Raw genomic sequence first — 19,532 nt, 5'->3', positions numbered from 1 at the left:
ATGCATATGAATCTGTCGCGCAGGCTGGCAATCCTCTGGGCTCTGGCATTAGTGGCCACCGCCTTGCTTCTACCGGGTAATGGCGCATGGACCATCGATGACAGCATCAAACACATTGCCGCGCGGAGCGCTACGGGGCCGTGGGCAGATGTTTTGCCGGATGGCAGTGTCCGCAGTGAACTGTCCGACCCTGCAGCCTTTCCACCGCTGCATGCGCCGTTCGCCACGCGGGTAGAGGGCGGCTTTGCCTTCGGATTTTCTCCCTGGACACGCGCCCTGTTCAAACTGATCGCGCTCGGCGGAAATACTCTGTCGAGACTGGCACCGGCATTGTTCGCGATTGCGCTGTGGCTGGTGCTGGCGCGGCGCGGGTTCGCTTGGGCCTTTCTGCTGCTGCCTCTCACGTTTTACGGCCTGGTGCCGTGGGAACACGTGGCGAGCTGGTTGCTCCTTTGGCCGGCGGTGTGGCTGACGGCAAGGCCGAAATCCGGCGCGGGTGGGCTGCCGCCGGCGGCTGCCGGATTTCTGTTCGCACTGTCCGTTCTGCTGCGTCCCGAAACGGCACTTCTGGGAGCGGTGCTGGGAGCATGGTTATTGATCACGAGATCCTATGCCAAATCGCTGATGCTCGCCGCTGGAGCTGCCGCCGGGATTGCAGTGATGATGGTGTGGCATGCCCTGACGTCCACACAGCCGGCGCTGACGCAGATCGGCCTGAACCTGATAGGACCCGGACAAAAAGGCCTTGCCGGATGGCTTACGGCGCGTCCTGAGGCGTTCTATGGGTTGCTCGTGCGAATGGACCTCGCCGGCTGGCTCTCTGCATTGCTGCTGGCCGGCTTTGCCTGCGGTGTGGGCCTGCTGCTGTATGCAGAAAAGAAAAAGAGCAAGACCATGCTCGGCCTTGCTCTGGGACTGTTGCTGCTGTGGGTTGGGCTGTATCAGTACCGGCTCTGGTCGGCCACGCTCCCGCCGCTGGTGCTGATGTACGCCAATTCCTTGCTGGCCTGCCTGCCTTGGGTTGCATTGCTGGCCGTGCCGCCGTACCGGAACCGCCCGGCGCTCTATCTTGCTCTGGCGACGATCCTGCTGACTGTTCTCAGCGCGCCGGTCTGGGAAGGTGTCCATTGGGGACCGCGAATCTTACTTGCGGCTGTGCCGTTGCTGCTGATTGATTTGTACCAGTCCGGGCGCGCGCGTGGCTGGGCCTTCGGTGTATTACTGGCCCTCACCGCCGTGCAAACGCTGAGTTCCGCGGCGCTGGTGCAGGCGCGCTATGCCGAGATCTCCGACCGCATCCGCTTCGGAGGACCGAAGCTGGGAACGCCCATCATCTGTCCGACAATGTCACAGTGCGCGGATCTGGCGCCGCTGTGGCCGGAGCATGAATTCTTTACCGCGGCCAATCCGACCGAATTGCGGCAACTGCTGATCGAACTGCGCGGCGCCCATGTCGATACCGTATGGCTGCATCTTGGGGCGACCGATCCCCTGTATGTGCAGACCTTTCCCGACGCCAAACCGGTCTGGCCGTACCGGATGACCCTGCTCAGGCCCGGCACGCTCTACAAGACCACGTGGCGCATCTACGAGCTGGTCATGAACCGTGGTGACTCGCTGTGGGCGGGCCTCTACGAAGCCGAAGCGGGGCGGTTCACACAAGAGAGGCAACTGGATGCGGCCCTAAAAATGGAGCGTGAGGCCGTGGCCATAGCTCCCGGATCCGCGCAATGCCACAACAATCTGGCGCTGATTCTGGCTGCAAGGGGAGATATTTCCGCGGCGCGGGATGAAGCGACCATCGCGCTGCAACTGGCGCCGGACCTTAAGGAGTCCCGCCGGCTTTTGGATATGTTGCAGTCCCCTTCGCAATCATCTCCTTGAGCTGCATCGCGGGCACATAGCGCGGATCAAGGTAAAGCGCGCGATCCAGACTGGACAGCGCCTGTTCCGTGGCTCCGCTGCGGCCATAGGCAATGGCCAGATCATAATAGGCGACCGAAGCCGGTTCGAGTTCCACGCAGGAGGTGAGTTGCCGGATTGCCGTGGCATCATCGCCCTGCTTGAGCGCCTTGACTCCGAGACGGAAGTAGGTTCCGGCGAGATTGTGGCGCGGATCCGGCGCGGTAGGCCTGAGTGTGAGGGCATGACGATACGCTTCCAGTGCTCCGCTGGTATCGCCGAGCGATTCCCGGGTGGTCCCGATGTTATTCCACGCGTCGGCGTTGGAGGAATCGAAGTCGAGAGAGGCTTCATACCAACTACGCGCCTCCGCGAGATTGCCCTTCTTGCCCGCAATGACCCCAAGATTCAGCTCCGCGCGCGCCACCGCGGTGGAGTCCTTCAGCGCGTCAAGAAAGCAGACACGGGCGGAGTCGAGGTTGTTCAGTTTCAGGTAGGCATTGCCTTCCATGTAGCGCGCCCAACCAACGTTGGCATCCTCCATGTGCCAGGGGTTCATCAATACCAGCACCGTACCGGGAACCAGAATGGATAGGGGCACAAGCTGTTTCAGGCGTGGGCGGCTTAAGATAGTCTGAACGGTCCACACGGCACCCGCCGCTGCGAGGACACTCAGCCAGGGCGTAGTGGGCAACCGGAAGCGGCTGGTGATGAAGAACAGGACCACGCTGACTGTATACAGCGCGGTCATCGCTCCCAGAATTTTGACATCCATTCGCCGCCAAAAAGCCCATAGCCCCAGTAAGCTCAAGGGGATAAGAACTGCGAAGTCTATTTGGGTCAGGGGAGGCAGCCAGGGGCTTAAAGCTGAAAAATATCCGATATGCTTGTTGTTGGAGATCTTAATATGGTTGAAAAACAGCAAGGTTTTCCGTATCATAAACCGAATGGAGCCCAGCGGGTCGGAGAGCAGGTAGTGCCATCCCTTGGCGAAGTAGTAGTTTGACAATTCGCCCTGTTTCAGCGGATGGCCCACATCGGCTTCCGCTTCGGTCTGAGCATCCTCCATGGTCCAAGTGCTGCCGTATCCGGGGAGGAACGACAGTATACCGGTGGACTCGGGATTATTGCCGATCCAGAAGTTGATGCCGCCCTGTGTGGCCACCAACACCGGTTCACCGCCCTTTATCCAGTTGGCGGCAGTGACAGGCAAGATCGGCACCACGGCGGCCACGCCCCAAATAACCACGGGCAGAAGGCGGCGCATCAGGTCACCCTTTTGCGGCCACCAGCGGTCAGCGGGACCCTGCTTCGAGAGCAGGTAGATCACCAGCGCCGGAACGGGATACATAAACAGGAAATTGGGGCGGACGATCACACTGAGGCCCCAAGCCAGGCCGCATAGAATCAGCGTCACCGGGCTGGTGTCGCGGGTCAGGCGCAGAGTGGCCCACATCATGACGGCGGCGGCGAGGACTTCCGCGCTGGTGGAAACCATCTCGGCGGCAAAATAGATCGCCATGCCGTTGACGGCAAAGAGGGCGGCGGCGACCACGCCTACCGGGGCAGAAAAGTAGGATCGCCCGACCCGGTAGATGATCCAGACGGCAATGCCCTGAAAGAGGACATTGAGCATCCGGGCGGCGACCAGATCGTGGCCGAAAACGCCGTAGGTGGCGGCGAGCAGGGCGGGGTAGAGCGGGGCGCGAAACAGCGGAAACGGCCCCCAGTTTCCCTGAAGGATGTTCAAGGCCGCCTGATCATACCACGCCGGATCGATTGCCGGCGCCCAAAAGGTCGGGTTGGAGCGGCTGTTGAAAATGTGGACCGTGCGAAGCAGCACCGCTATCCCAATCAGGAGGTAGGGCCAGCCTCGCCAGTCAGCCCACGTTTGGCGGGATGATACGTGCGTTTCGGGATTCCCTATAGCAAATTGGCTGAGGTTTGCAACACTGAGGAGGATTCAATATATGAAATCGTTGGCAAAACTTCTAATCCTTGCCGCCGCCGCCTTGCTGGCCGCGACCGCATGGGCCGCCGAGCACGCGCCCAATCTGGATGAGTTGGTGGCGTCTACCGAGGCCGGACAGCCAGTTCCGCTGGTCCTTTTCCTGGATAACCGTCTGACCATGGACGATATCTATCCGGTGGCGGTCTCTTTGCCGATGGATGCCCGCCGGGAATATGTCGTGCAGACCTTGCAATCCCGGTTCAAGGAAATGGGCAGTCGCGTGATGGACTACCTCGAAACCGAGAAGAAGAACGGGCATGTGACTCTGTTGCGGCCGCTGTGGATCCTGAATGCGGTGCGTGTGACGGGCACGGCGGATCTGATTTCCGCCCTCGACAGCGGCTTTCCGGAAGTGACGTACATTGCCGGGAATCCCGATCATGAAAACACGCTGGACAACGCGGGGTGGGGTGTACGGGACATGCAGGCGCCGCAGTTCTGGACGGATTTCGGGGCGGACGGCAGTGGAGTGATTGTGGGGCATAAGGACGCCGGCCTGGATCTGTTCCACCCCGGCTTTGCGGGCCACCTGTGGATCAATCCGGGCGAAGATGTCAATCACGACGGTGCGGTTACGGCAGCCGATTCCAACGGCGTGGATGATGATGGCGACGGTTATGTAGACGACTTCTGGGGCTGGGGATTCGATCAGGATAATAACGATATTCGCGACAATCCGCGCGCCAGCCAGAACTACGGTCACGGCACCAAGACCGCATCGGTAATCAGCGCCAACTTTACTCCTTGCGATACGGTATCGGTTGCACCCGGTGCAAAGATCATGGAACTGTCCGCGTTCCTTTCGCAGGCCGCCTTCTGGGAGGCCAGCCAATACGCCATTCTGAAAGGCGCACAGGTGATCTCCTCGAGCGTCAGCTATAAGCAGTCGGATTGTCAAGCCTATCCGACGGGCGCGCTGGATTGCCCGAACCGCGTTGCGCACCGGATCGTGTGCGAAATGGAACTGGCGGCAGGACTGATTCACGCGAATTCGACAGGTAATCAGCTCTCGCCGAATGTGCCCTTGTCATTGGCGGCTCCTTCCGATTGTCCGCCGCCTGCCATGACGCCTTCGCATCCGATTCATGGCGGTTTAAGTTCGATCATTGGAGTCAACGCCTACAGTTCGTCGGGCGGCCTTTCTTCAGGCGCCTTCGGGCCGAGCGCGTGGTCGCGGGAAGATTTGTGCGTGGATCCGCGCATGGCCTTCTGCGGCCCTCCGGGACACGGGAATTCCTTCCCGTATAATGATTATCCATATCATCACGGCGAACAGCGAGGGCTGTCCAAGCCCGACATCACCGCGCCGACCATTACTCCTTCTCTGGCGATGCGTTCACAAGGGAGCTGCAGTTCCATCAGCGGCACCAGCGGTGCGACGCCGCACGTCGGCGGAGCGTGCGCGCTGATTTATTCCAAGTTTCCGGGAATTACTCCGGAAGCAGCCTATCTGTTGATTGTGAACAGCGCTGTCGATGCGGGAGCGGCGGGATTTGATACCGTATGGGGTTTCGGCAAGATCCGTCCCTATGGCGCGGCTACTCTGGGTGTGGCGCAAATGACTCTGTTGAGCGGCACAGTCTCCGGGCCCAACGGTCCGCTGGCCGATGTGCGCGTTTCCGCAGAAGGCACCAATCCGGTATTCAGTGGAACGTCGGGCAATTACAGTCTCTGGCTGCAATCCGGCACGCACAATGTCCGGTTCGAGAAGGAAGGCCTGTCCGATTCCGTGATCAGCGTGAATGCCGCGGGCGGCACGATTACGCAAAACGTTACATTGATTACAGGTCCGGCGATCACAGTCACACTGCAATTGAATCCGGCGATGGAAGGTGCGGGAATTACTGTGCTCAAACTGAGCGAGACGATGCTCACCACGGATGTTTCCGGGGTGGCGAGTTTTGAAGCGCACCGCGGCCTGTACCGGTTTGTCTTCGGAGAACTTCCCTACCGCCGCGACACTCTGGCCGTGGTCATTACTCCGGAGAATCACGCGATCACGCTGAACCTTTTGCTCTCGCCGCGCACACAGCCCACCGGTCCGGACAGCGCCGGCTACTTCATCTATGACAACTTCGACACTCCGGCGGCGGCCTTCGATTGGGTGGAGATCAATCCGAATGCGGGCGGCTTGCCGGGACAGCAGGTGAACACGGGCGGTGACGGCGTGATTCCGCAAACGCTGCCGTTCATGTTCCGTTTTTACGGCACGGATTACTCGCAGATTTCGATCAGCGCCAACGGCTTTATCGTGCCGGGAACCTACACCGCGAATCTCGATTCCGATTGGGCTCCGCAACCGATCCCGAGCACGCTTCGGCCCAACGGCTACATGGCTCCGTGGTGGGCCGACTGGGAGCCGCAGCATCCGGGTGGACGCGTCCTTTACTACAGCCAGGCTGACAGCCACCGGGTGATTGTGGAGTGGTTCAACGTCGAGAATTACGACAGCACGGGCCGGGCAACGTTCCAGGCCATCCTCTATGATCCGCACTTTGTGAGCAGCCCGACGGGTGATGGCGTGATCCGCTTCCAGTACAATCAGGTCAGCCGTGGCATCCGCTACATGACTATCGGTCTGGAGAAACCCAGCGGCACCGATGGCGTACAATACGGCTTCCAGTGGAACTTCGACACCCACGCCGCGCCGATTGCGGCGGGCCGCTCGCTGCTGATCACCTCGGATACCTTGGCAACCAATGTGGCAGATCCGTCGCCTCACGCGCTGCCTGAAGAGTATGTCTTCAACCAGAACTATCCGAATCCCTTCAACCCGACAACGACCTTTTCGTGGAGTGCGCCGCGCACGACGACAATCCGGCTGGCGCTGTATGACGTGCTGGGACGCGAAGCGGCGGTGATTTTCGACGGCGTCTGCCCGGCGGGTGTGCACACGCAGAGCTTTGATGCGACGCGCCTGACCACCGGCGTGTATTTCGCCCGTCTTGAAACACAAGGGCACGCGATTGCCGTGCGGAAGGTGCTGCTGCTGAAGTAACGCTGCGGCGCTTGGGGACTGAAAATGACAAACCCGGCGGAAGAATCCGCCGGGTTTGTTGTATCTCATGCGCTGCTCGCCGGCACCGCTTAATGAACGCTCCAGGCCCGCTCGATGGCAGGTTTAAGTTTGTCTACCGCATCCCGCATCTGCTCGAGAGTAAACGGTTTCTCCATAAAGACGTCGGGTTGCGTGGCGACGGCATTGGCGTCGGCCTTGAAATGGATATAGCCCGTGATCAAAATGACCGGCAGCGAGGGATTCAGCTCTTTGATGTCTTGAAGCAGCAACAGGCCGTTGCGATTCGGCATGTGGATGTCGGATACCACGAGGTCCGGATGATGCTCGCGCACCGCACTGATGCCCTCATCGCCATCACGCGCGGTCAACGGTTCGAACCCGAGATGCTCCATAAAGAGCGACAACATCCGCAGCATACTGTCGCTGTCATCGACCACCAGACACTTGGGAGTTTGCGGCAACATATCTCTCCATCCTGTAAAATGTGCGCCATCTGTCGCCCCAGAGTTCTGCAAACCCCATGCCCAAGGGGTGACCCCTTGACCCGGGGCCGCCTACCGGCGGGGGGACAGCGCGGGAAGACCGCGCGGTCCCTCTTTCTCCCCTTTCTCCATTTCATGGGGAAAGGTCCCAGACCTCGACGAAGGCGGGGGCCGGGGGATGGGGGTCTGCGGGCACGATCATACCCGAAAAGGAATCCGTCGTAGGGGCACGATCCGCAGAGCGAGATCTCGGCTTCACCGGCCATGTCGTGCCCGTCTCGCCATTGGTCGCCCTAACCTTTGATTCCGCCGAGGGGTTCGAGCCTTGCCACAGGTTTGGCAAGACCGACACCGGCGGCGACATTCACGACCTCATCGACATTCTTGTACACATCGGGCTGCTCTTCGGCAAGGGTGGCTTTGCTGCGGGCCTGCACAATGATTCCCCGGCGGGCGAGCATCTGGCGCACCTCTTCACCCCGCATGAGTTTTGCGCCTGCATGGCGGGAGAGTAACCGGCCCGCTCCATGCGGTGCGGAGCCGAACGATTCTGTCAGAGCATTTTCATCGCCGACCATCACCCACGAGGCTCTGCCCATATCCCCGGGAATCAGCACGGGTTGCCCCACATGGCGATAGGCGGGAGGCAGCAGCGGATGATTCGGCGGCAGGCTGCGGGTCGCTCCCTTGCGATGCACGCACACCCGGCGCGGCTTGCCGTCGACCTTATGCTCTTCGAACTTGGCGATGTTGTGGCAGACATCGTAAACGAGACGGTATGCGCCGCGCTCCTCACGGGTGTCCATGACGTCGGTGAGCACATGGCGCGCATGGTGGTGCATGGTCAAGCGGTTCACCCAGGCAAAATTGGCCGCGCATTTCATGGCGGCGAGATAGTTCTTCCCTTCTTCACTGGTGAGCGGTGCGCAGGCCAGTTGCCGATCCACCAGCGCGATGCCGTATTTATCCGCCGCCTTGTTCATCACGGGCAGATAGTCGGTGCAGATCTGATAGCCGAAACCGCGCGAGCCGGAGTGCACCATGATGCAGATTTGCCCCTCGAAGAGTCCGAAAGCCGCCGCGGTCTTTTCATCGAAGACTTTCTTCACGACCTGCACTTCTACAAAATGATTTCCCGCGCCAAGCGTGCCCAGTTGATCGAATCCCCGTTCACGTGCGCGTTCCGAAACCTGATGCGGATCGGCGCCATCAAGGCAGCCTTCCTCTTCCATGTGCAGGCGGTCCTCTTCGGAGGCCATGCCGCGTTCAACCGCCCATCTGGCGCCCGAAGTCAGCACATGTTCGAATTCGGGTTTGGTGACCTTCAGTGCGCCGTGGGAGCCCACGCCCGTGGGGATATGCTCAAACATGCGGTCGATCAGCTTGGAGAGCCGCGGCTTGACTTCGGCCAGAGTGAAGGCTGTCCGTGTCAGGCTGACGCCGCAATTGATGTCGTAGCCGACGCCACCGGGAGAAATGACGCCGTTCTGTGCGTCGAAAGCCGCGACACCTCCGATGGGAAAGCCGTAGCCCCAGTGCATATCCGGCATGGCCAGACTGTTGCCGACAATGCCGGGCAACGTCGCGACATTGGCGACCTGCGCAGGAGACTCATCGCCGTGCATGGCCGCGAGCAGCGCGTCATTCAGAAACATCATGCCGTCGGTGTTCATGTCGGGCCGGGATGAGCGGGGGATGCGGTAGCGGAACGGGCCGATCTGCTCGATAGTGAGAGCGCCGCTCTTCATAGACTCCTCCTGCTATAGATCACAGACAAACTCCAGCGTGGTAATGCCGCCTTCCTCGCGGATCTGAAAATTGTGATAGGTGACCGCCTTGATGTCATATTTCACTTCATGCCGCGCAGCATCCAGCGGTTCACCTGTGAGCACCGCTTCCAGTTCAGTACAGTCCTTTTGACTGCATTGGCGCAGCAGTTTGACTCTCCGGGGCAGCCAGTGACGGGTGTAAACGAGGTAGAGCAGTTCATTCAGAAAGGCAATAAGCCGTTCGGCTTGATCGTCGCCGCGAACCGTAACGGGTAGCTGTTCGCGCTCCTCGATTTGGTCGAGGGAGACGATCTGTTGGACCAATCCTTGGGAGGCGGAGGCTAATGCCTCCAGGCAATCTCGACCCCAAGCCTCAAGTTTGAAGTCACCGGAGTGGTCCTCAATACGGTAAGATGTAGCCAGCGCGTCAGACATGGTCTCCTGTGGATAAGTGGATAACTCCAATGTTTTGAGATGGTTTTAGAGAGGGTTTGCGGGCAAAAAGGGAAATTGTTGTGCTTTCAGGATGTTAGGAATTTGGGTAGGCAACTATTTATGCGAACAAGAGTAGGCAGATCCTGCCTATACCACCTATACACAGAAAGCATTGACAATTCGGTTGTATTTTGTTATACTTGGCCGGAGTTCCCCCAACAAAAATCGGAGAAGTGAACATGCTCAAGAGTAAGTGGATATTTGTAGCCGTTCTGCTGTGCGTACTGCTTCCGTTCGCCGCTAATGCTACCATCACCCGCGTCGTCGGTCTGGGCGGCTTGAATACCAACTACATCATCAAGGACGCGTCCAACCCCCAGATTTGGCCGCAACTGATCGCGGATTGGCCGAACCTGGCCGGTGCTGAATTCAACAATGCGACGGGCACCTGGGATTTCAACAAAGCTTACCTCAACTACAGTTTCCCCAACGCATCCGTACTGCAGGTCTCCCTGGACAAGCTGCCTGGCATCAATTCGATGTTCTTCAACAGCCCGGGCTACACGCAGTTGACGACCGTTCCGAATATTTCTGACCCGACCTCGAACACCCCGGCCAGCAAGCTCAGCCTCACGTGGGGCATGCCCTGGAACGGGATGAAGGTTGGCGCGGCCCTGAACATTTCCCAGCATTCGTTCAAGGACAACGCGACCCCGGCCAATGAACTGAAGGCGTCCGCCATCGGCATCAACCTTGGTGGCAGCTTCCTCGAGAACAAACTCGACGCCGCGATCGGCTTTGAGACGGTCAGTGGCAGCGTGAAGCCGGGCAACAACGGCTCCGGCGAAGACAAGACCGACGGCTCGATGGCGATCAACGTTGCCGGCCGCTACTGGTGGATGTATGCTGAGAAACTGGCGTTGGTTCCCAATGTCCGTTTCCTCACGTTGAAGGATGCCGCTAAGGGCGCCAATGGCGACAAGCGCACCTTCACGACGACCGACATTAAGCTTGGCGTAGGCCACAACTGGACGCCGGTGGAAAATGCTCTGGCGATCTTCGAGTTCGGTATCGATATGAACACGTTCGAGAACAAGACCGAACCGAACGGCGGCACGGCGGCCACGGTGAAGAACACCAACAATGCGCTGCCCTACTGGCGCATCGGTTTCGAGACCAAGGTTTTTGATTGGTTGAATGGCCGCCTCGGTGCGGAGCGCAACTGGGTTGCCCAGAAGCAGGATAACGGCGCTGCCCCCGCGGTCAGCCCCGAAGCCGGCTTCAGCCAGACCTTCACGTACCTCGGCGCCACCGCCTATTGGAATCGCATGATCTTCGACGTGCAGGTTGATCCCAATTTCATCCTGAACGGACCGTATTTCATCTCCGGCCAGACCAACGCCATGCTGGCGCGCGTCTCCCTGAAGTACGACTTCAACAAGTAAGCGATGGGCATAGCGCACAACGCGCAATGTTACAAAGCGGATCGGGAACCCCCGATCCGCTTTTGTTTTTGCTGGGGTCCGCCGAAGAAAGGATAGAAACGGAAGTAGGAGCGGATTGCAGTCGCCCACGGATCGGTGCATCCGCTCACTGGCCGGTGTAACCGCTCCCCACGGAAGACGGTGGCGTTGTCGGAAAGAGAGATCCTGCATCCGAAGACGGATGCAGGATGACAAGGATTGGGGGATGCAGGCCGGAAGGTTTAGACGTCAGCACAGGTCTATTTCAGGAGCATGAGTTTCTCCATGGCGGAGAAGTCGGAGGTTTCCATGCGGACAAAGTATATGCCGGAGGCGAACCCCGTGCCGTCGAAACGAACCTGATGGGTACCCGCAGATTGCCATCCGTCGGACAACATGGCTACGGTGCGGCCCGTGACGTCATAAACGGCGAGACGGACGTGGGTGTCGCGTGGTACCGAATAGGACAACGTTGTCTGAGGATTGAAAGGATTCGGATAAGCCGGTTCAAGCGCAAAAGCATGCGCGGTCGTGCGCGGCGTGCCGGGAGCATCGAGGACCGAAACCCATACCGGAACCCGGGCAATGCTGTCGGGGCAAGCGGATGTATGCACCACAACAAAGCCGTAGTACTCGAAAATCCCGTTGTCCGTTGTGTCGGCGGAAACCCGAACATTCAGAATGAGCGAGTCACCGGACGGTATGACCGAGTGCAGTGGTTCCACCGCAAGCCAGTTGCTATTGGGTTGCTGCATCTCAACGGTCAGGTTCAGTTCCAACTCTCCCTCGCCAGTATTGTAAACGGCAAGCGGAGCCTGATTCGGAATATGGTTGCGGACAATCATGTTAATCGACGTCTGCCGGCATTCGAACTGCGGTGATCCCACCTCAAAATCCGTGTTGGTAGACGAATCCTGCCCCACGATGACATTGGACAGAGTCCGCCGCGAGATGCACGGCCCCCATGCGCTGACGTCATGCGTGCCGGGAACCAGATCCAGCGAATAGTGGCCCAGCGAATCCGTCACGGCCATCACCGAACCGTCTGCAAGAGACACGTGTACGCCGCCGATAGGCTGCTGAGTATCCTCCGCATTCACGAAGCCGCAAAGCTCGCCGGTGGGCGCATACTTGACGACATAGCCTTCATTATTTCCTGCGGCTGTGATCGTACCCCAAGCCAGATAGCCGCCATGTGTAATGGGCAAAATGCCGGCGAATTGTCCGGACTGAACCGTCGATAACGTCCAGGACTGCTCGAGGGTGCCGTGGCGATTGACGCGGAAGAGCCATGGCAGAGTGCTGGTCGTGCTTGCGCCGGTCCAGCCCACGCAGACCGCGCCGCCGCCGGGCCGGTCAGCCACGCCGGAAATCTGCTCTTCATCCCCGCCGTTGTCGTAGGCCCGCGACCATTCGGCGACATAGTTCGAACTTACCTTGACCAGATAGGCATCGCTGCGGCTGTCCTGTGTGCGTCCAGCCAGATATAGATGGCTATTACCCAGTGCAATATCAAAACACTTCTCGATGAAGGGCGTGCCGTAGGGATGATCTGCGATCTGTTGACCGCTACTGTCCGTCTGAAGGAGCCAGAAATCGTAGTCGCCGGAGCCGTTGCTCTTGGTTTGACCGGCCAGATAGACATTGGTTCCGGTACCGGGAGCGAGGATGCGGCTTCCGGTGTCCGTGTCATTCCCGCCGTAGAGCCGCGTCCAGAGGGTGTCCCCGATAGCGCTGACCTTCAGCAGCCACATATCGGAGTGTGCCTGATCCGTCCCCAGTTTGTAGCCGACGAGCATGACGTTTCCGTCGGGCAAGGCCGCGCCATCCATACCCTTTCGCAATCCCTGAGAGGCGGAATAGCTGCGCGTCCAGAGGCTGTCTCCGGCAATGCTGACACCCATCAGGGCCAGTGTGCGCGAGGAGGCGCTGACGGCAGCACTCTGCCCGATCAGCATCAGGTTGCCGTCGGCGGTCTGCACAATGGAATTGGCCTGCTCGCTCTGCTCGGTTGTGCCGAAAGCGCGGGACCACGTCACGTCGCCGTTTTCGGAGAGCCGGGCGACAAACCAATCCAGCGTGGCACCGTCACGGCTGCACGACCCGGCTACAGCAAAGCCTCCCTCCGCCAGTTCAACGGCCCGGTACAAAGACACGGAATAGCCAATCTGCAGGTGCTGTGTCCATAGAGTGTCCGGCTGGCCGAAAGCCACAAACCACATTCCGGACAATATGATCAAGAGGAAACAGAGAACAGCGCGCATGATGATCCTCCTCGTTTTCTCGAAATATACGAGCTTTCTGTGGGAGGTTCAAGGGCAGACCCACATATTTACGAAATCCTTGCCGGGGTGAGGATGGCTTTGCAGCAGGCCGAAGGAGGAGCCGAATTAGGGCAGACGATCAAGAGCCGCGATTCCGGAAGTTGAAGGGGCGGGGAAGCGGAGGGTTAACCGTTGGTTAGATTTTGGGCATCAGACGGCGGAAGCAAAGTGGGCGATCTGGCTAAGATGTTGTTTGTAATGCAAAAGCCCACCGATCCGAAGATCAGTGGGCTTTACAGGGGGGAGGTGGCGTCTCCCAGAGTTGAACTGGGGACACACGGATTTTCAGTCCGTTGCTCTACCAACTGAGCTAAGACGCCGAATACCTGAATGTAAAAACCTGTGGATCAAAAGTCAAGGTGAATTTTCACGAAGAACTGCCGGGGGCGGGCAGTGGTTGGGCCGTTAACCAGTTCGCGGCATGAGGAAGGCGGCACTCTACCTCATTTGATGGAAATTTGTATATTATCAGTCAGAAATACTTTAGGGAGGCGAACGATGGCGGGCTGGCTGCTGAAGAATCTCGAGGCGGTGTTCGAAAAGAACGGCTCCGAACAGGCGGGTGTGGACCTTTTGATTGAAGGCAAGCGGGTGGCGAAGGTCGGAAAGGATCTGCCGCAGCCGGAGGGAGCGCGCGTGCTCGACTGCCGGGGCAAGGTGGCCCTGCCGGGATTGGTGAACACGCACCACCACTTCTTTCAGACTCTGACCCGCTGCCTGCCTGCCGCTCAAAACAGCAAGCTCTTCGACTGGCTCAGATACCATTACGGAGTCTGGCGGTTCGTGAATGCGGAGGCCATGCGGGCTGCGGCGCGGCTGGCCATTGGCGAGCTGCTGCTGACGGGCTGCACCACAACCTCCGATCACTGCTATCTCTTCCCTCAAGGAATGGCCGATGATCCTCTCGGAATCGATGTAGACGCGGCGCAGGAGTTAGGCATTCGCTTCTGCGGGACGCGGGGCTCGATGACCATGGGAAAGTCACAGGGCGGTCTGCCGCCGGAAGAACTGATCGAAGAGGATGACCATGTGCTGCGGCACAGTGAAGAGGTGATTCGCCGCTGGCATAATCCGGCGGAGTGCTCCATGTGCCAGATTCACCTTGCGCCCTGTACGCCATTCAATGTCACGGAGCGGCTGCTGCGCGAAACCGCGCTGCTGGCGCGGCAGCACAAGGTGCGGCTGCATACGCATCTGGCGGAGACGCTGGATGAGACGGATTTTTGTTTGCGGAAATTCGGCAAGCGGCCGCTGGCACTTATGGAAGATTTGGGTTGGGTGGGAGAGGATGTGTGGTTCGCACATGGCGTGCATTTTAACGACTCGGAGTTGGACACGCTGAGCAAAACCGGCTGCGGCATTGCCCACTGTCCGTCCAGCAATATGCGCCTGGGATCGGGTGTGGCGCGCGTTCCGGACATGCTGGCGCGCGGCATGACCGTGGGGCTTGCCGTGGACGGCAGCGCCTCCAATGACAGCTCGGACATGCTGGGCGAATTGCGGCAGGCGATGCTGCTGGGCCGCGTGATGTACGGCGCGTCGGCGCTGAGTGCACATCAGGTGATTTCGCTGGCCACCGAACACTCGGCGCGGCTGTTAGGCCGAACGGATTTCGGAACTCTGCAATCCGGCAAGGCGGCCGACATTGCGCTCTTCGATCTGGAGCAGTTGTCCTATGCCGGCGCGGGAGATCCGATTGCGGCGCTGCTGTTCTGCGGCGGCAGTCATCGCGCCTGGGCCGTGATGGTGAACGGAGAATTCGTCGTAAAAGACGGGCAACTCGTGCGGGGGGATGAAGAGCAGATCCGGCGTGACGCCGTAATGCAGGCGAAGGCCTTGCGGCAGAGAGCGGGGCTCTGAGGGCGAATATGCTGGGAAGAAGGTTGGCCATAGACAGAAGCCGTGCGAGGAAATCGCACGGCTTCTTGGGTCTCACGACGGTTCGCTTGCGGCCTATCGTTCTCTACGCGCACCAGCCATTTGCTCGCCCTTAGGACGGGCTTCACGGATCAGCATCTTCCGACCCTTGAGATCCATTTCATGCAACCCTTCAATTGCTGACCGAGCTTCCATTTCGTCCTGCATTTCGACGAAACCGAACCCCCGGCTGCGACCGGTCAGCCGGTCCATAATGACCGACGCGCGTTCCACCTTGCCATAGGCTGAAAAAGCCTGGCGAAGATCCTCCTCCGTCACGGAGTACGCGAGGTTGCCTGCATAGATGTTCAGCATCCTCCAGCTTCCTTTCCACCTTGGGGATGAGTGGCATCCCCGTGTTCTGTCACCACCTTCTTCATCGCCAAGCCGAAAAGGAATCGAAAACCCGAATCCTCCAGTGACAATAGGCCAGCGACGGGGCCCTCCCGGCCCGCCTATTCTTTTCGAGAGTGGCAAGTCCGTTGTGCAATTTACTCTCGCGTGGAATGTACGAAACTGGATCGGCGAAAACAAGAGATAATCCGTCAAATCCTCACACTATTCATGCAGGAGATTCAGGGGGGCAAGGTATGCTTAATACTCCTGACTGTGTGCAAAATCTTGCGCACATTGGCGCGAGTGCCCTATTTAGGACTATAATCTCCAGAAACTTCTTTGAATAAGTTGCTCTATAGTAAGTGTAGGGTGCGAACAGGTGGGATAGGGTTATTATTCCTTACGGAGAGTTGCTCAAGCGGGAACGGGTATGCGAGATTGCGAGCGACTTACGGTCCCGACCTTCCTGCTGCCGATGCCTCTTTTGCCTCTCGCGAGGGGATATGGCCCAACCTTTGCTAAGCGATAACGGTCTTATAAACCTATGCGTTACATGCCTCTCAAAATTGAGATCTCGATCCCCTCACTATTTGATTATGGACCTTCAGGTCATTATGCCGGAATGAATCCAAGCGGTCTCGCGGCGGGCCGTCTTTAAGCTGGTGTCATTCGCGCTTGTAAATGCCGACAGGGTGCCTTATCTTCCGTATAGTGCAACTTGATTACATAAATTATCTCGTGGTTGAATATTAAGCCATATAGAGGTGTATATGGATCTACTTACGCACTTCGATTCGAGCCGACGTGAGTTTCTGCGCGCGGGAGGTCTGATTGCCGCGGCGACATTTACCCTCAGACCGGCTACTTTGCTGGCGCAAGCCATCGATCCCAAACCGGCGAAGAAGAAAGAGGAAAAGTTGCCACCGACCGAAGATCTGATGCGCGAGCACGGACTCCTGAGCCGCGTGCTGCTGATCTACGATGAGGCAGAAAACCGGCTGACGGCAGGAAAAGCCTTTCCGATGGACGCGCTGGCAGCGGCGGCGGGAATTGTGCGGCGGTTCGTGGAAGACTATCATGAACGCAACGAGGAAGCTTATGTGTTTCCGCGCCTGAACAAGCCCGGTGGGCTGCCCGATCTGGTGCGGGTGCTGCTTGATCAGCATAATGCGGGGCGGCAGCTTACCGGTGATATTACGCGGCTGGCTCTGGCCGGCACTCCGAAGACGGATACGGATCGCGCCCAAATTGCCTATCGCCTGAAGGCCTTCAATCGCATGTACCGGCCCCACAAGGCGCGGGAAGATACGGTGCTGTTTCCCGCGCTGCGCGACGCGATGAGCGAGCATGAACTCCATCAGCTCGGCGACACCTTCGAGAAACAGGAGACACAGCTTTTCGGCGAAGATGGATTTGAGAAAGTCCTCGATGAAGTTGACGCCCTCGAGAAGCGGTTGGGGCTGAACGATCTGGCGCAATACACGCCCAAGGGATAAACAAACAGGCGAGCCTTGCGGTTCGCCTGAATCATATTCCAGTGCAGAGCCGGTCTTTAAGACCGGCTCGCTGCTTTTCGGAAGCGGGTAAAGTAGATAAGCAGCAGGCCGCCGATAATCAGAGCCGAAGCAGGGATGACATGGGCTTCGATAGGCTCGCCGAGCACGATCCTGCCAAGGATCAATGCCACCACGGGATTGATGTAGGTATAAGTGACGATCCGCGAGATCGGCATATGCTGCGTCAGCCAGACATAGGCGGCATACACCAGCACCGACCCGATGAGAATCAGGAAGACCATGGCCCATACCACGCGCGCGGTGAGGGTCACATGCCACGATTCTCCGAGAGCGAGGGAAATCAGAAACACCGGAATGGTGGCGGCGAGCATTTGCAAGGCCGTGGTGGTCAGCACATCGGTGCGGCGGATGTAATTGCGCGCGATGAGCGAACCCGTGGCCCATAGGATCGGTGAGGCGCAGGCGGCCAGCACACCGGGAAGATCATGGTTGCCGACGCTCAAGCGGTTATGGTGCAGCAGCACGACTCCTGCCATGGCCAGCAGCATTCCGGTGAGGGCAATTTTGCCGTAGCGTTCCTCGCGGGAGAAGAACCAGCCGCCGATCAGCACCGCCCACGCGGGATTGGTGGCCACGGTGAGCGCCGTAACGCCGGAGGCAATGTAGCGTTCGGAAAGCGTCACAAGACCGTTGCCGCCCACCAGCAGGCAGATACCGGAGACGATGATCGCCAGCCACTCTTTCCGGTCTGCGGGCAACTGCGCGCGCTTGCGCAGCAACACCGGGGACATCAAGAGGCCGGCAATCAGAAAGCGCACGCCCACCATGAAGAAGGGATCGAAGCCCTCAAGGGCGATCTTGATCCCCAGATAGGTCGTGCCCCACACGATGCACAGGGTCAGGTACGCGAACAGGGCATTCAGCGATTCGCGTTTCATGCCCCGTGTTTCACACCCTTCTGCACCCACTTCTTGCCGAGGATCAGGCCAATCGGCGAGATCATGGCGATGCAGCCGTAGATCAGCCACATGGTGCCGCTCCGGTCTATCGAGCCATGCTCCGGCAGGAAGGCGGCGATCATGTGACCGGAATAGAGCCCCGTTGTGGCCTTAGCCAGAAACCACGGAATACCTGCCAGCCCCATATATGCTCCAACCCGCCCCGCCGGGGCCAGATTGGCCACATATTCGAGGAAGCGGCTGGACCACACGGCTTCGCCGAAGGAGAACATCACCACATAGGTAATCAACGTCCAGAGATGCGGTCCGGGAACAAGGATGAATGTCGTGACTGCGGAAATGGCCGAGCCGATAATCATCATGGTGATGATGTTCACCTTGCGGGTGAGCGCGGCAATCAGCGGCACGAAGATGACGATGATGACCGGGTTCAGTCCCTGGAACCACTCATAGCGCGCGCCAATGTTGGCCGGGAAACAGCGCATCACATAGTCGGGCAGGGTCAGCCATTGGTGGGCGAACAGAGTCCGTACCGGCAGCAGCACGAAAATGAAAAAGATGAAGCGGGTATCGAGGAACGGCAGATCCTTGAGTTTCTCTTTCCAGTGCCGCGTGTCTGTTCCTGTCGGCGCTGCATATTCTACCACCCGGTCGCGCTGCTCGACTTTTTTGGTAAAGAAGAGCAGGTTGCACACCAGCATCAGCACCGTAAACCCGATCATCACCCAGAAAACACCGCCGATGTCTCCCCGCGCACGAATGAACGGCGAGACGAAGGCTTCGGCGGCAATGCCGAGGTTCATGATGGCATACAGCAGGCTATAGCCGATGGTGGCGGTGCGCGGATCAGTGAACTCCTTTACACCGGCATACAGCGCGGGTTGTACCACGCCCTCGGCCACGCCCATGAAGATCAGTCCCAACCAGAGCGTGATCGCGGCCAGACCGCCCGCAGAGGGCGCGGCCACGAGTAACAGCCTTCCGATAAGCACCACGGCAATCGACAGCGTCAGGGCCCGCCGTACACCGAGGCGGTCGGAAATAAAGCCGCCGCCGAACATGAACAGGGTCACGAGACCGGTAAACAGCGACACGGCCACGCCGGTGGCCTGGTCGGACATGCCGATATCCCAATGAATGTACAGCGTCAGCAGATTGAGAATGCCGAAGTAGGCAATGCCGTCGCCGAAGTTCACAAGGTTCACCAGCCAGAAGCCGCGCGAGGCCTTAAAGAGAAGCCGGAAGCTCTCCTTAACGGAGATCTGTTCTTCTTCCGGCGCGGGCGACGGGGTGGGAGTTTCAGCGGTTGATGCGGGCTGAGTCATAGCGTTGTTAGAGAGTCAGATAGAGAGTTCAAAAATCAGATAAGCCACAATATATCAAACCCAAGGCCAGATG

At 58.9% G+C, this 19,532-nt stretch carries 13 protein-coding genes and 1 tRNA gene; 5 read left to right on the top strand and 9 right to left on the bottom strand.

Annotated elements, in window-relative coordinates; genetic code table 11:
- The first annotated feature begins 6 nt into the window (after positions 1 to 6).
- Positions 7 to 1,884 (top strand): hypothetical protein, encoded by a 1,878-nt coding sequence (locus VGL38_15365; GenBank protein HEY3296809.1) that lies wholly within the window; start codon positions 7 to 9, stop codon positions 1,882 to 1,884.
- On the opposite strand, the gene VGL38_15360 is transcribed toward VGL38_15365, so the two are convergent.
- Entirely contained in the window at positions 1,826 to 3,745 is a 1,920-nt protein-coding gene (locus VGL38_15360) for a glycosyltransferase family 39 protein (GenBank protein HEY3296808.1), read from the bottom strand. The genes VGL38_15365 and VGL38_15360 overlap by 59 nt on opposite strands.
- Before the next feature lie 127 nt (positions 3,746 to 3,872).
- Between VGL38_15360 and VGL38_15355 the strand changes: the two genes are divergently transcribed.
- Positions 3,873 to 6,911, top strand: a complete 3,039-nt coding sequence (locus tag VGL38_15355) for a S8 family serine peptidase (GenBank protein HEY3296807.1) — start codon at positions 3,873 to 3,875, stop codon at positions 6,909 to 6,911.
- Positions 6,912 to 7,000: 89 nt separating this feature from the next.
- Here VGL38_15355 and VGL38_15350 read toward each other — a convergent pair whose 3' ends face one another.
- From VGL38_15350 to VGL38_15340, 3 genes are all read right to left on the bottom strand, one after another.
- A complete protein-coding gene (locus VGL38_15350; protein HEY3296806.1) occupies positions 7,001 to 7,396 on the bottom strand; it encodes a response regulator in 396 nt (131 codons plus the stop codon).
- A gap of 311 nt (positions 7,397 to 7,707) precedes the next feature.
- Complete coding sequence (locus VGL38_15345) at positions 7,708 to 9,162, bottom strand: RtcB family protein (protein ID HEY3296805.1); 1,455 nt, start codon at positions 9,160 to 9,162, stop codon at positions 7,708 to 7,710.
- Between the two features lie 12 nt (positions 9,163 to 9,174).
- Positions 9,175 to 9,618, bottom strand: coding sequence for an archease (locus VGL38_15340; protein HEY3296804.1), 444 nt, complete (start codon positions 9,616 to 9,618; stop codon positions 9,175 to 9,177).
- A gap of 239 nt (positions 9,619 to 9,857) precedes the next feature.
- Here VGL38_15340 and VGL38_15335 point away from each other — a divergent pair, with 239 nt between their 5' ends.
- Positions 9,858 to 11,063 carry a hypothetical protein gene (locus tag VGL38_15335; GenBank protein ID HEY3296803.1) on the top strand — a complete coding sequence of 402 codons (1,206 nt, stop codon included), beginning with the start codon at positions 9,858 to 9,860 and terminating at the stop codon, positions 11,061 to 11,063.
- Between the two features lie 278 nt (positions 11,064 to 11,341).
- Here VGL38_15335 and VGL38_15330 read toward each other — a convergent pair whose 3' ends face one another.
- Positions 11,342 to 13,345: a T9SS type A sorting domain-containing protein gene (locus VGL38_15330; protein ID HEY3296802.1), complete on the bottom strand. Its 2,004-nt coding sequence runs from the start codon at positions 13,343 to 13,345 to the stop codon at positions 11,342 to 11,344.
- A gap of 307 nt (positions 13,346 to 13,652) precedes the next feature.
- Positions 13,653 to 13,725: transfer RNA gene (locus VGL38_15325), tRNA-Phe, on the bottom strand.
- A gap of 178 nt (positions 13,726 to 13,903) precedes the next feature.
- Here VGL38_15325 and VGL38_15320 point away from each other — a divergent pair.
- Positions 13,904 to 15,265, top strand: coding sequence for an 8-oxoguanine deaminase (locus VGL38_15320; GenBank protein HEY3296801.1), 1,362 nt, complete (start codon positions 13,904 to 13,906; stop codon positions 15,263 to 15,265).
- 93 nt (positions 15,266 to 15,358) lie between these two features.
- On the opposite strand, the gene VGL38_15315 is transcribed toward VGL38_15320, so the two are convergent.
- On the bottom strand, positions 15,359 to 15,637 hold the full coding sequence (locus tag VGL38_15315) for an RNA-binding protein (protein HEY3296800.1): 279 nt from the start codon (positions 15,635 to 15,637) through the stop codon (positions 15,359 to 15,361).
- Between the two features lie 791 nt (positions 15,638 to 16,428).
- Here VGL38_15315 and VGL38_15310 point away from each other — a divergent pair.
- Positions 16,429 to 17,154 (top strand): hemerythrin domain-containing protein, encoded by a 726-nt coding sequence (locus VGL38_15310; protein HEY3296799.1) that lies wholly within the window; start codon positions 16,429 to 16,431, stop codon positions 17,152 to 17,154.
- Between the two features lie 56 nt (positions 17,155 to 17,210).
- Here the strand turns inward: VGL38_15310 and VGL38_15305 are convergent, their stop codons facing one another.
- Both VGL38_15305 and VGL38_15300 read right to left on the bottom strand, forming a co-directional pair.
- Positions 17,211 to 18,113: an EamA family transporter gene (locus VGL38_15305; GenBank protein ID HEY3296798.1), complete on the bottom strand. Its 903-nt coding sequence runs from the start codon at positions 18,111 to 18,113 to the stop codon at positions 17,211 to 17,213.
- Entirely contained in the window at positions 18,110 to 19,459 is a 1,350-nt protein-coding gene (locus tag VGL38_15300; protein ID HEY3296797.1) for an MFS transporter, read from the bottom strand. Before VGL38_15300 ends, VGL38_15305 begins: the two co-directional genes overlap by 4 nt.
- Positions 19,460 to 19,532: the final 73 nt, after the last annotated feature.

This window comes from bacterium, from assembly GCA_036504735.1.
GTDB lineage: Bacteria > Electryoneota > RPQS01 > RPQS01 > RPQS01 > DASXUQ01.
Note: the sequence above shows the minus strand (reverse complement) of the source record. Positions and strands in the feature narration are given on the sequence as shown.

Excerpts from the sequence above, each read along its gene's own strand:
- VGL38_15365 (HEY3296809.1), top strand. The coding sequence starts at position 7 with ATGAATCTGTCGCGCAGGCTGGCAATCCTCTGGGCTCTGGCATTAGTG.
- VGL38_15355 (HEY3296807.1), top strand. The coding sequence starts at position 3,873 with ATGAAATCGTTGGCAAAACTTCTAATCCTTGCCGCCGCCGCCTTGCTG.
- VGL38_15350 (HEY3296806.1), bottom strand. The coding sequence starts at position 7,396 with ATGTTGCCGCAAACTCCCAAGTGTCTGGTGGTCGATGACAGCGACAGT.
- VGL38_15345 (HEY3296805.1), bottom strand. The coding sequence starts at position 9,162 with ATGAAGAGCGGCGCTCTCACTATCGAGCAGATCGGCCCGTTCCGCTAC.
- VGL38_15340 (HEY3296804.1), bottom strand. The coding sequence starts at position 9,618 with ATGTCTGACGCGCTGGCTACATCTTACCGTATTGAGGACCACTCCGGT.
- VGL38_15335 (HEY3296803.1), top strand. The coding sequence starts at position 9,858 with ATGCTCAAGAGTAAGTGGATATTTGTAGCCGTTCTGCTGTGCGTACTG.
- VGL38_15330 (HEY3296802.1), bottom strand. The coding sequence starts at position 13,345 with ATGCGCGCTGTTCTCTGTTTCCTCTTGATCATATTGTCCGGAATGTGG.
- VGL38_15320 (HEY3296801.1), top strand. The coding sequence starts at position 13,904 with ATGGCGGGCTGGCTGCTGAAGAATCTCGAGGCGGTGTTCGAAAAGAAC.
- VGL38_15315 (HEY3296800.1), bottom strand. The coding sequence starts at position 15,637 with ATGCTGAACATCTATGCAGGCAACCTCGCGTACTCCGTGACGGAGGAG.
- VGL38_15310 (HEY3296799.1), top strand. The coding sequence starts at position 16,429 with ATGGATCTACTTACGCACTTCGATTCGAGCCGACGTGAGTTTCTGCGC.
- VGL38_15305 (HEY3296798.1), bottom strand. The coding sequence starts at position 18,113 with ATGAAACGCGAATCGCTGAATGCCCTGTTCGCGTACCTGACCCTGTGC.
- VGL38_15300 (HEY3296797.1), bottom strand. The coding sequence starts at position 19,459 with ATGACTCAGCCCGCATCAACCGCTGAAACTCCCACCCCGTCGCCCGCG.